General features: G+C 28.8%; 10 protein-coding genes. All 10 read left to right on the top strand.

Going from position 1 to position 12,696, the window contains the following annotated elements; translation table 11 throughout:
• Window positions 1-62 precede the first annotated feature (62 nt).
• The 10 genes from DIC82_17405 to DIC82_17360 all read left to right on the top strand — a co-directional run bounded on the left by DIC82_17405 (window position 63) and on the right by DIC82_17360 (window position 12,462).
• On the top strand, window positions 63-1,610 hold the full coding sequence (locus DIC82_17405) for a 3-oxoacid CoA-transferase (protein AWK52663.1): 1,548 nt from the start codon (window positions 63-65) through the stop codon (window positions 1,608-1,610).
• A 44-nt stretch (window positions 1,611-1,654) separates the two neighbouring features.
• The gene (locus DIC82_17400) at window positions 1,655-2,278 is read left to right on the top strand and encodes a class II aldolase (protein AWK52662.1); all 624 of its coding nucleotides are present in this window, start codon (window positions 1,655-1,657) and stop codon (window positions 2,276-2,278) included.
• A 352-nt stretch (window positions 2,279-2,630) separates the two neighbouring features.
• Complete coding sequence (locus DIC82_17395) at window positions 2,631-2,825, top strand: hypothetical protein (protein ID AWK52661.1); 195 nt, start codon at window positions 2,631-2,633, stop codon at window positions 2,823-2,825.
• Between the two features lie 128 nt (window positions 2,826-2,953).
• Entirely contained in the window at window positions 2,954-3,775 is an 822-nt protein-coding gene (locus tag DIC82_17390) for a hypothetical protein (protein ID AWK52660.1), read from the top strand.
• A 96-nt stretch (window positions 3,776-3,871) separates the two neighbouring features.
• Window positions 3,872-5,155 (top strand): trigger factor, encoded by a 1,284-nt coding sequence (locus DIC82_17385; protein AWK52659.1) that lies wholly within the window; start codon window positions 3,872-3,874, stop codon window positions 5,153-5,155.
• 158 nt (window positions 5,156-5,313) lie between these two features.
• Window positions 5,314-5,913 (top strand): ATP-dependent Clp endopeptidase proteolytic subunit ClpP, encoded by a 600-nt coding sequence (gene clpP, locus DIC82_17380; protein AWK52658.1) that lies wholly within the window; start codon window positions 5,314-5,316, stop codon window positions 5,911-5,913.
• Between the two features lie 41 nt (window positions 5,914-5,954).
• Window positions 5,955-7,244 (top strand): ATP-dependent Clp protease ATP-binding subunit ClpX, encoded by a 1,290-nt coding sequence (locus DIC82_17375; GenBank protein AWK52657.1) that lies wholly within the window; start codon window positions 5,955-5,957, stop codon window positions 7,242-7,244.
• Window positions 7,245-7,537: 293 nt separating this feature from the next.
• Window positions 7,538-9,214 carry an ATP-dependent protease LonB gene (lonB, locus tag DIC82_17370; protein ID AWK52656.1) on the top strand — a complete coding sequence of 559 codons (1,677 nt, stop codon included), beginning with the start codon at window positions 7,538-7,540 and terminating at the stop codon, window positions 9,212-9,214.
• A 331-nt stretch (window positions 9,215-9,545) separates the two neighbouring features.
• Window positions 9,546-11,876, top strand: a complete 2,331-nt coding sequence (gene lon, locus DIC82_17365) for an endopeptidase La (protein ID AWK53121.1) — start codon at window positions 9,546-9,548, stop codon at window positions 11,874-11,876.
• Window positions 11,866-12,462: a YihA family ribosome biogenesis GTP-binding protein gene (locus DIC82_17360; protein AWK52655.1), complete on the top strand. Its 597-nt coding sequence runs from the start codon at window positions 11,866-11,868 to the stop codon at window positions 12,460-12,462. The genes lon and DIC82_17360 overlap by 11 nt, the downstream gene beginning before the upstream one ends.
• The last annotated feature ends 234 nt before the right edge of the window (window positions 12,463-12,696 follow it).

Here is a 12,696-nt window from a genome sequence, read left to right as displayed (position 1 = left end):
ATATTGATAAAAAAATAACAAACAGAAAATAAATGATAAAAAGATTTAGGGGATGAGATTTTATGACAAAAATAATTAGTTCCAAAGAAGCAGCAAAATTAGTGAAAGATGGTGATGTTGTAGCAGCATCGGGATTTGCATTATTAGCAGTTCCAGAATCATTATTGAAAAGCTTAGAAGAAAGATTTTTAGAAGAAAAAAGTCCACAAGATTTAACTTTAATGTTTGCAGCAGCATCAGGAGATCGTGAAAACAAGGGGTTAAATCACTTAGCTCATGAAGGATTGCTAAATAAAGTTATAGGTGGACATTTTGGACTAGCACCTAAATTGGGAGCATTGATGAGAGATAATAAAATATATGGATATAATTTACCACAAGGGGTAATGGCTCATATGTTTAGAGATAAAGCAAGCAAAAAAACAGGTACTATAACAAAAGTTGGATTAAATACTTTTGTAGATCCGAGAGTAGAAGGTGGAAAGGTAAATGAAAAAACTGTAGAAGATATAGTTCAAGTGATAGATATTTTAGGTGAAGAAAACTTGATATATAAATGCCCTAATATTGATGTGGCATTTATTAGAGGCACATATGCTGACGAAAAGGGAAATATTACAATGGACCATGAAGCTACTTATTCTGAGGCCACAGTTATAGCACAAGCTGTTAAAAATTGTGGGGGAATAGTTATAGTACAAGTTGAAAAAGTTGTTAAATCAGGGACTTTAAATCCAAGGAATGTTAAAATACCAAGAATCTATGTTGACTATATAGTTGAAGCAAAAGATGAAGAAGATCAAGCTCAAATATTAGGTCATAGCTATGACTCTTCACTTACTGGGGATGTAAATATGGTAGTAGATGGATTAGAACCATTAAAATTAGATGAGAGGAAAATTATTAATAGAAGAGCAGCAATGGAATTGGTTAAAGGGCAAGTTGCAAATATTGGAATTGGGATGCCAGAAGGAACTTCAAATATTGCTAATGAAGAAGGAATTGGAGATTTTTTCACTTTAACTGTAGAGCCAGGGGCAATCGGAGGAATTCCACAAGGTGGTAATAAATTTGGAGCATCAATAAATCCAGAATGTATGATCGATCAACCTACACAATTTGATTTTTACGATGGAGGTGGCTTAGATATAGCATTTCTAGGACTTGCACAAGTGGACAAGCGCGGTAATATCAATGTTAGTAAATTTGGACCAAAGGTTCCAGGTTGTGGCGGATTCATTAATATTACTCAAAATTCAAAAAAAGTAGTCTTTTGTGGGACATTTACAGCTAAAGGATTAGAGATAAAAATAGATGGTGGGAAACTAAAAATTATGAATGAGGGTATAAATAAAAAGTTTTTAGATTCTGTTGGACAAATTACTTTTAGTGGTAAGTATGCTATGAAAGTTAAACAATCAGTTATGTATATAACCGAAAGAGCAGTATTTGAGTTGAAAGAAGATGGATTACATTTAACAGAGATTGCACCGGGAATAGATATTCAAAGAGATATATTAGATGTAATGGATTTCGTACCAATAATAGATAATAATCTTAAATTAATGGATAAGAGAATATTTGTTGATAAATTAATGGGGCTAAATTAAATATACAAAATTACCATCTATAATGTTATTAAGGAGTGATAATTATGTTGGAAAATCTAAAAATTAAACTTATAAAAATAGCTAAGGATGCAGAAAAGTATAATTTATGCAAAGAAAGAACAGGAAATTTCAGTATTAGGGATGAGAGCACAGGATATATAATTATAACACCTTCAAAAATAAAGAGAGAAAATTTAAAAGAAGAACACATTTGTGTTGTAGATTTAAGTGGAAAGGAGATTGAAGTATTGGAGGGCATTAGGCCAAGTAGTGAATTATTACTTCATCTTGAAATATATAAAGCAAGAAAGGATATACGATCTATAATGCATATACATTCTATGTATGCAACCACTTTTTCTGTAGCAAATAAAGTAATTCCACCAATTATTTATGATTCTGCAAATTATGGGGGATATATATATGTAGCTAACTATGAAAAAACAAAAACTATTGAATTAGCAAAGGATGTACTAGAACAGTTAAATAAAGGTGATGCGTGCTTATTAGAAAGAGACGGAGTTGTTGTAGTAAGCAAAAATATAGACGATGTATTGTTAAAAGCAAGATATGTTGAAGAAGTAGCTGAAGTTTATTATAAAACATTAATGTTAAATCAACTTAAAGAACCTACAAGACTTACAAGAAAAGAACTAATGTTACAATAAAGAGAAAAATTTCAAAAATTGTTTTGTGTAAAATATGATATAATACTAATATAAAGATGTTATTTAAAATATGATTATAAAATTTTAAATAGCATCTTTTGCTTTTACATTACTTATGAAATAATGTAATTATAAGAAAACTTGCAGATTTATTTATACAGGTTTTCTTATGTTTATCTAATAGTGGAATAAATGAATATTATATTGTGATATTGTGGAGTTATAAAAATTTGAAGCAGTATACTATATAAATTGTAAAAATATAGTTAGTATGTATTGATTTTAAAAGTATAAATATTAACATATATGATATATAAACATAAGTAAATAATATATGGATAGGAGAAAAATAATGATTAGAATTTATAAAGAAGAGTTGTTAAAAAATACTGTTGATTATGAAGGATATTCAGAAAATATTTGTAAACTCACATTAGAAGAGTTGAGAGAAGAAGGATTGCTTCAATGTGGAGGATGCTGTTTGAAAGGAAAAAAAAATCAAAATAAGTGCAATAGTTGTAAAGACAAAGGTAGTTGCAAAAAATAATATTATTGCCATAGAAGTTTTATTTAATTATAAAATATAAAATAAATTGTAGATTTAGGGAAAAGAATAATATATAATAATTTTGTTTATTATAAAAATAAATTAAAAAGATTTGGAGGGGGCCATCGTTGGGAAAGCCAAGTATTTTTAGTAGAGAATATGAAAAGAGAATGAAGAAAAGAAGAAGAAATGTTATGATAATTTCGTTATCTATAGTATTAGCAATATCTGTAATGGTAATTAAAGTTGTGCGTAACCCTATAGATTACATGAACATTAAGCAAAATATACAAGCGTGGATTGATAGCGATACTGCTAATATTTCAGAACAAACTGAAACAATAAAAGAAGAAACAACAATTAAGGAAGAAACTGTAGATGAAAAACCATTAAAAGAAGAAGTCAAAAGGCCTTTAGAAGAATCAATTGATATTACTCTAATTAGTGGGAATACTGCAAAAGCAATTTATGTAGATGATAATAATGGTGGAAAAGTATTTGAAACTTTAAATACTACAGATGTTGGTGTAAGTTTTAATATTAGTCCATCGGGCAAGCAAATGATTGTAACAGATACTAATTCAGTAATTACTTTATATAATGTAGATAGAACTACTAAAATAATATCTAAGGATAAATATATTTCTAGTAGTGGAGGAGTTTTTACAAAAGAAGCTGCAATACAATCAAATCCTCAATATTTGTGGAACGTAAACCCAAAATTTATTAGTGAAGAAAAAATAATTTTTACGAGCAATAGACCGTATTTTGGTAGTGCAGCTCTTAATCAATATTTATGGATGACTGATATTCAAACTGATACAGATAATGTATTCTGGGAATTAGTTGGAACTAATATAGATATTGGTGAAAAAGAAGAAAAAGGAATACGAATTACGATTGATGGCAAGATTTATTATATAGATGAAAATGGAAATTATGCTCAATAAATATAATATTAATAAATTATTTGATAAGATTTAGAGGTTTATGGTATAATGACTTAGTTAAATTAAGATGAACACTATTTTAGGAGGAAAGAATAAATGAAAGCTAAAGTGGAAAAAATAGAAACAAATGTGATAAAATTAGAAATAAGGGTTGAAGCTGAAAAATTTGATGCGGCATTAACTAAGGCTTATAATAAGAATAAGAGCAGATACAACATACCAGGATTTAGAAAAGGAAAAGTTCCAATGGCAATGGTTAAGAAATTCTATGGAGTGGAAGCATTCTATGATGATGCTGTTAACTTTGCAATTGATGAATCATATCCAGTAGCGTTAAGCGAAAATAATATAAGACCTGTAGATTATCCACAAGTTGATATAGTAGAATTAGGCGAAGGTAAAGAACTAGTTTATACTGCAACAGTTACTACTTATCCAGAAATAGAACTTGGAGAATACAAGGGATTAGATATAAAGAAAGCTGTATATGAAGTTGAAGATAGCGAAATAGAAAAGCAAATTAAAGAAATGCAAGAAAAAAATGCTAGAATAGAAGTTAAAAAAGAAGGCAATATAGCTAAAGGCGATATAGCTATTATAGATTTTAAGGGATTCGTAGACGGAGTTGCTTTTGATGGCGGCGAAGGAAATGATTATTCTCTAGAAATAGGTTCAGGCACTTTCATTGATAACTTTGAAGAACAATTAATTGGTTTGGCAATAGGCGAAAAGAAAGAAGTTAACGTTACTTTCCCAGAATCTTATGGAAAAGAAGAATTAAACGGAAAGCCAGCAATGTTTGAAGTTGAAATTAAATCAATCAAAGTTAAAGAATTACCAGAATTAGATGATGAATTTGCTAAAGATATATCAGCAGTTGATTCATTTGAAGAACTGAAAGAAAATCTTAAAAAGACATTAGCAAAAAATAATGATGAAAAAGCTGAAAGAGAATTTGAAGAAGCTGTTATTACTGCAATAATTGAAAATTCAAAGATGGATGTTCCAGAAGTTATGGTAAGCAAAGAAATTGATGATATGATGAAGGACCTTGAAGGAAGATTAAAATATCAAGGATTAAGCTTAGATCAATACATGGAATTTACAGGAAATACAACTGAAAAAATGAGAGATTTCATGAAAGAAAATGCAGAAAGAAAAGTTAAAGCTGATTTAGTTCTTGAAGCAGTTTCTAAGGCAGAAGAAATTAAAGCTACTGAAGAACAATTGAATGAAAAAGCTTTAGAATTAGGAAAAATATATGGACCTAAAGATCCAGAAAAAATGGCTAAAATTTTACTTAAGTCTCAAAAAAATATGATTGAAAAAGATATAGTGATTGAAAATACTCTTAAATTTATAAAAGAAAATTGCAAATAATTTATTTTGAGATATAATATAGAATAAGTATATAAATTAACAAATTGCCAGAAAAAAAATTTTTTTCTGGCAATTTATTCAAATAATAATTAACAAACTAACAAAAAGAATATATAATTATAATTAGATAAAAGTCTAATAGTAAAGGGAGGATTTAGATGAGTTTAGTACCAATGGTTGTAGAGCAAACAAGTAGGGGAGAACGTTCCTATGATATATTTTCAAGACTACTAAAAGAAAGAATAATTATGCTGAGTGGAGAAGTAAATGATGATACTTCTAATTTAATAGTAGCACAATTATTATTTCTAGAAAGTGAAGATCCAGATAAGGATATTTATTTATATATAAATAGTCCGGGTGGATCAATAACTTCAGGAATGGCTATTTATGATACTATGGAATACATTAAATGTGATGTATCAACTATATGTATCGGAATGGCAGCTTCAATGGGAGCATTTTTGCTTACATGTGGAGCTAAAGGTAAGAGATATGCACTTCCAAATTCAGAAATAATGATACATCAACCGCTTGGTGGATTCCAAGGGCAAGCAACAGATTTTGAAATACATGCAAAGAGAATATTAAAGATTAAAGAATCTTTAAATAAAATCTTAAGTGAAAATACTGGTAAGCCTTTAGAAACAATTAAAGCAGATGTGGAAAGAGATAATTTCATGAGTGCAGATGAAGCTAAAAATTATGGGTTAGTAGATGATGTAATATCTACACACAAAATAGGAAAAGATAAATAAGAGAAAAATTTTAATTTATACGTTTTAAGTGAGGTGAGTATATGGCTAAATTTGATGAAAAGAAACAGTTGAAATGTTCATTCTGTGGCAAAACTCAAGAGCAAGTGAAAAGATTAATTGCAGGCCCAGGAGTATACATTTGTGATGAATGTATTGATTTATGTTCTGAAATTATAGCAGATGAATTCCAAGAAACTGTTGACTTTGATCCTAAAAGTATCCCAAAACCAAATGAAATTAAAGAATATTTAGATTCGTATGTTATTGGGCAAGAAAGAGCAAAAAAATCTTTAGCAGTAGCAGTTTATAATCATTACAAAAGAATTAATACTAATAAAGAAGAGATGGAAGTTGAATTGTCTAAAAGTAATATTTTACTACTCGGACCAACTGGTTCAGGTAAAACATTACTTGCTCAAACGTTAGCAAGATTCTTAAATGTACCTTTTGCAATAGCTGATGCGACAACATTGACAGAAGCTGGGTATGTTGGAGAAGATGTTGAAAATATTCTTCTTAAGTTAATTCAAAATGCAGATTATGATGTAGAAAAGGCTGAAAGAGGAATAATCTATATTGATGAAATAGATAAGATTGCAAGAAAATCTGAAAATCCATCTATTACTCGTGATGTATCAGGAGAAGGTGTACAACAAGCTCTACTAAAAATATTAGAGGGAACTGTTGCATCTGTTCCACCACAAGGCGGAAGGAAGCATCCTCATCAAGAATTTATTCAAATAAATACTTCTAATATATTATTTATTTGTGGTGGAGCCTTTGATGGAGTTGATAAAATAATTGAAAATAGAACAACAAAAAGTTCTATGGGATTTGGAGCACAAATTCAATCTAAACATGAAAAAGATGTTGGAAGTTTGCTTAAGGAAATTATGCCAGCTGATTTATTGAAATTTGGTTTGATTCCAGAATTTGTTGGAAGACTTCCAATACTTGTTACATTAGAATCTTTAGATAAAGAAGCTTTAATTCAAATTTTAACTAAACCTAAAAATGCTCTTGTAAAGCAATATAAAAAATTATTTGAGCTAGATGATGTTAAGTTAGATTTTAATGAAGAATCTTTAGTTGCAATAGCAGAAGAAGCTATAACTAGACAAACTGGTGCTAGAGGTTTAAGAGCTATTATAGAAGATATAATGAATGAAGTAATGTATGATATTCCTTCTGATAAGAGTATAACTAAGGTTATAATAACTGAAGAAGCTATCAAAGATAAGAAAGAACCTACAATTGAAAGATTGGAAGATGGAAAAATTAGACCTACTCTAGTAAAAGCTAGAGCTAAAAAAGATATTGAATCTGCTTAGACTAATAGCAGATTAAAGAAGATAATAAGCAAAAGATGTGACTTAAATTTTTATTTATTAAGACTTGTTATTTTTTTGAACATCACTTATATAACCCTATCATTTAATTTATGTAAAAATAATTAAATGATGGGGTTATTTTAATATTTTTTATAAATTAAGAATATATTTGTAAGCATAAGCAAATAATAGTAATAATAAAAATAGAAGGAGGAAAAGTATATTTAAATTAATAATAATAAAATATAGAAAAATACATAACATATTATTACTTATAAATATATTTAAAAAATATGACAAATATATTAATTGTTTTCCAAATAGTAATATTAATTCTTATGGTTTATGTCATGTTTAATTCAATAAATAAACCACAAAAAAGTAGAAGTATTGTAATTGATAGAGAAAATACAAAAGAGCTAGATAATTTAAATAAACTTAGACAAATAAGTTTAACAGAACCTTTAACAGAAAAGAGTAGACCTTCAACCTTTGAAGAAATAATAGGCCAAGAAAAAGGTATAAAAGCATTAAAGGCTGCATTGTGTGGTCCAAATCCACAACATGTTATTATTTATGGACCACCAGGAGTAGGAAAAACAGCAGCAGCTAGGTTAGTATTAGAAGAAGCTAGAAAATCAAATTTGTCACCTTTTGCAGATAAAGCAAAATTTGTTGAATTGGATGCAACAACTTTAAGATTTGATGAACGAGGAATTGCAGACCCACTTATAGGTTCAGTGCATGATCCAATATATCAAGGAGCTGGTTCACTAGGGGTAGCAGGGATTCCACAACCAAAAGCAGGAGCAGTTACTAAAGCTCATGGTGGACTTTTATTTCTAGATGAAATCGGTGAACTTCATCCAATTGAATTAAATAAACTTTTAAAGGTATTAGAAGATAGAAAAGTGTTTTTGGATAGTTCATATTATAGTTCAGAAGATGCTAATATGCCCAAATATATAAAGGAAGTATTTGAAAATGGGCTTCCAGCAGATTTTAGATTAATTGGAGCTACAACGAGATCTCCACAGGATATAATACCCGCTATAAGATCAAGATGCGTTGAAGTATTTTTTAGAGCTTTATTACCTGAAGAAATAAAAGTTATCGCAATAAATTCTGTTAATAAGGTTGGACTAAGAATTATGAAAGAAGGAGTTGAAGAGGTAAGTAAGTATTGTACGAATGGTAGGGAAGTAATAAACTTAATACAATTAGCATCTGGGATTGCAATCAATGAGGATAGGAAAGAAATAACATTAGATGATATTAAGTGGGTATTAGAGAATGGTCAATATAATAAGATAATATGCAATAAAATTTCATCTAAATCTAAAATCGGAGTTGTTAATGGATTAGCAGTATATGGAGCCAATGTAGGAATGTTAATGCCTCTTGAAGTTAGTTGTAAAAAGGTTAAGGAAAGAAGAGGAGAACTTAAGATAACAGGAATAGTTGAGGAAGAAGAAATAACTAATAATAATAAAAAAATTAAGATGAAAAGTACTGCTTATTCATCGGTACAAAACGTATTAACTGCTTTAGATAATTTATTTGATTTGTGTACTGATAAATATGATATACATGTAAATATTCCAGGAGGGATGCCAGTTGATGGACCATCTGCAGGAATAAGTATTGCAACAGCTATATATAGTGCAATAACAAAGCAAAAAGTAAATAGATTTGTTGCAATGACAGGAGAAATAAGTATACTAGGATCTGTAAAAGCTATAGGAGGGGTAAAAGCAAAGATATCTGCAGCTTATAAAGGCGGTGCGCACATTGTTATTATTCCAGAAGAAAATTATGATGAAGTATTAAATGAAATATGCGAAATAGATATAATCTCAGTAAGAAACTTAAGAGATGTAATTAAAGTTGCTATAGAGGAAGAAAATATTATTAGTGAAAATGATAGAGAAATATTATCGGCTGAAGGAAATAATATTTTAAAAAATTAAAGAAATTGTTTCAGAAAATGTAGAATGGACAATTAACTATGGATTGTCCATTGAAATTTTTATTACACACTTTTTCTTTTTAATATTAATATATATGTTATAATAGATAATTCAAAAAATCTGCTTTTATTAAATTTGTAAAAAATAGTTTGATAAAAACTTATTATAATAAATTTAAAAGTGCAAATGATTTGTTTTTACTTATTTTGTAAAAAGTATACTATAATAGTAAGTTTTTTATCTTAAGAATCATTGAAAAAATTATTTATTATGTGTATACTAGATAAGTCAAAATAAATAAGGTGATTATGATATGGGGGGAAATAGTAATATGAAAAAGTTATATACAATTCCACTAATTCCTTTAAGAGGATTAACTGTTTTTCCTAATGTAGTGGTACATTTTGATGTGGGAAGAGAAAAATCTACAGCAGCTATTGAACAAGCTATGTTAGATGAACAAGAAATTTTTCTTGTAGGTCAAAAAAATTCTGTAGTAGAAGAACCTAATCAAGATGAAATCTATTCGATTGGAACTATATGTAAAATAAAGCAAATTCTCAAAATGTCAGATAATACTATTAGAGTTCTTGTAGAAGGTCAAGAAAGAGGTAAAATAGTTAAGTATATAGAGGATGAAGAGGATTATATAAAGGTTTCAGTAGAAAAATTAAGTAATAAAGTAGTTAATAATGAAGAATTAGATGCTTATGTTAAGTATTTAGATAAAGAATTTAAAAAATTATTAAAGCTTAATGAAGAGAATTATGGAGAGATTGTTAAATTAATAAATTCTTCAGAAGAACCAAGCAACTTTACAGATATGGTAGCTTCTTATTCTATTACGGATGAAAAGTTAAAGCAAGAAGTGTTAGAAACTGTTAACTTGACAAAAAGAATAGAGATGGTTTTAGAACGAGTTAAAATAGAAATCTCTATAGCAAAAATTCAAAAAAAGATTGCTGATAAAGTCAAGAATACTGTTGCAAAGGAACAAAAAGAATTTTATTTAAGAGAACAGATAAGGGCAATTCAAGAAGAATTGGGAGACGATGATGAAGAAAAGAAGGAAATAGCAAAATATGAAGAAAGAATTGAGAAAGCAAAGCTTACTAAGGAAGTTAAAGATAAAGTTAGCTATGAATTATCAAGACTTAAGAATATGAGTGCTACATCATCCGAAGGTAATGTTATTAAAGCTTATTTAGATTGGGTATTAGATATTTCTTGGGGTAAGTACACAAAGGAAAGTATTGATGTCATTAAAGCAAGAGAAATTTTAGATAATGAACATTATGGATTAGAGGATGTAAAAGATAGAATTATAGAGTATTTAGCTGTAAAGCAATTTAGTAAATCTCAAAAAGGTCCGATTCTTTGTCTAGTTGGTCCTCCTGGTGTCGGAAAAACATCTATAGCAAAATCTATAGCTCATGCTATTAATAGAAAGTATACGAGAATATCTCTTGGCGGAATGAAAGATGAAGCTGAAATTAGAGGGCATAGAAAGACGTATATTGGTGCAATTCCAGGAAGAATTGTTTATGCAATGAAGGAAGCAAAATCTATGAATCCACTTATGCTTTTTGATGAAATAGATAAGATTAATTCAAGCTATAATGGTGATCCATCTGATGCTTTATTAGAAATATTGGATAGTGAACAAAACAAAACATTTAGAGATAGCTATTTAGAGGTTCCGATGAACTTGTCAAAGGTTACGTTTATAGCAACAGCAAATACTTTAGAAACTATACCAAGACCACTATTAGATAGAATGGAAATTATAGAAGTATCAGGATATACTTATGAAGAAAAGTTCCATATAGCGAAAAATCATTTATTAACTAAGATATTTAAAGAACTAGATATAGCACCTAATAAAATTAAAATAGAAGATTCTTCTATTAAAGAAGTTATAGAAGGATATACACGAGAATCTGGTGTGCGTGGATTAGAAAGAAAGTTAAGTTCACTTATAAGAAAAGCATTAGCAGAGATGTTAAAGCAAGGGAAAAAGGAATTTGATATAAATAATGATAAAATTGAAGAATTCTTAGGTAAGAGAATCTTTGATTTTGATAAAATTGATAAGGTGGATAAGGTTGGAGTGGTAACGGGAATGGCATGGACAGCCTATGGAGGAGATACTCTTCCTATAGAAGCTATGGTTATGTCAGGTACAGGCAAACTAGAACTTACAGGTAAGCTTGGAACTGTTATGCAAGAATCAGCAAAAACTGCGTATAGTTATGTTAGAGCTAATGCTGTTAAATTTGGAATTAATGAAGCTTTTTATAAAGAAAAAGATATTCACATACATGCACCAGAAGGTGCTGTATCTAAAGACGGTCCATCAGCAGGAGTTACAATGGTAACAGCACTTGTTTCGGCGTTATCAGGTAAAAAGGTTAAGCACAATGTAGCTATGACTGGAGAAGTCACATTAACAGGTAGAGTATTACCTATTGGAGGATTAAAGGAAAAGTCTTTAGCTGCATTTAGAGCTGGAGTAGATACTATAATAATTCCAAAGGAAAATGAGAAAGATATAGATAAGATACCAAATTCAATCAGGAAAAGTTTGAATATTATTTCTGCTAAAGAAATAAATGAGGTATTAAAAAATGCGTTAATTGGAGAGGATACTAATGAGAATTAAACAATCAGAATTTATTACCTCAGCAGTAAAAAGAGAACAATATCCGTTAGACAATAGAGTTGAAGTTGCTTTTGTTGGACGATCTAATGTAGGAAAAAGTTCGATAATAAATTCTTTGACAAACAGAAAAAAATTAGCAAAAGTTAGTCAAACGCCTGGAAAAACAAGATTAGTCAACTTTTTTCTTATAAATAATGATTTTTATTTAGTGGATTTGCCTGGATATGGATATGCAAAAGTATCAAAATCCGAAAAAGACAGTTGGGGAAAAACAGTTGAGATGTATTTAACCAATAGAGAACAATTAAAACGAGTTGTATTGCTTGTGGATTCAAGACATAAACCATCGGGTGATGATATAATGATGAATGAATGGTTTAGACATTTTGGATATAATGTTGTAGTTGTTGGAACAAAAAGCGATAAACTTACAAAAAATGATTTGAAAAAGAGTGAAAAGGTGATAAAAGAAACATTAAAATTAAATGCAGAGGACAAGTTATACTTTTTTTCATCTTTAAATAGAAATGGAAGCGATGAGCTTATTGATAATCTTTTCTTAGAATTTGCAACTGATTTAGATTAAAGGATATTCAAAAAATAACAAGTTAGTATGATAGTATATTTGAATTAATATTTCCTTTCCTATTGGTAATAAAAATAGAAAATTACCCTCTACAATCTGTAGGGGGTAATTTTCTGTTAAAGGTAGTTTTATTTATTAGAAATTATACTTTAATTTCTAGTGATATATTTAAAAAAAATTATATTTGCAATATATCCATAATAAATGTGTCAAAAATTCTGAATGGGAATAATA

This window comes from Clostridium beijerinckii, from assembly GCA_003129525.1.
Taxonomy (GTDB): domain Bacteria; phylum Bacillota; class Clostridia; order Clostridiales; family Clostridiaceae; genus Clostridium; species Clostridium beijerinckii_D.
The sequence above is the reverse complement of the archived record's forward strand: the minus strand, read 5'-3'. Positions and strand labels throughout refer to the sequence as shown.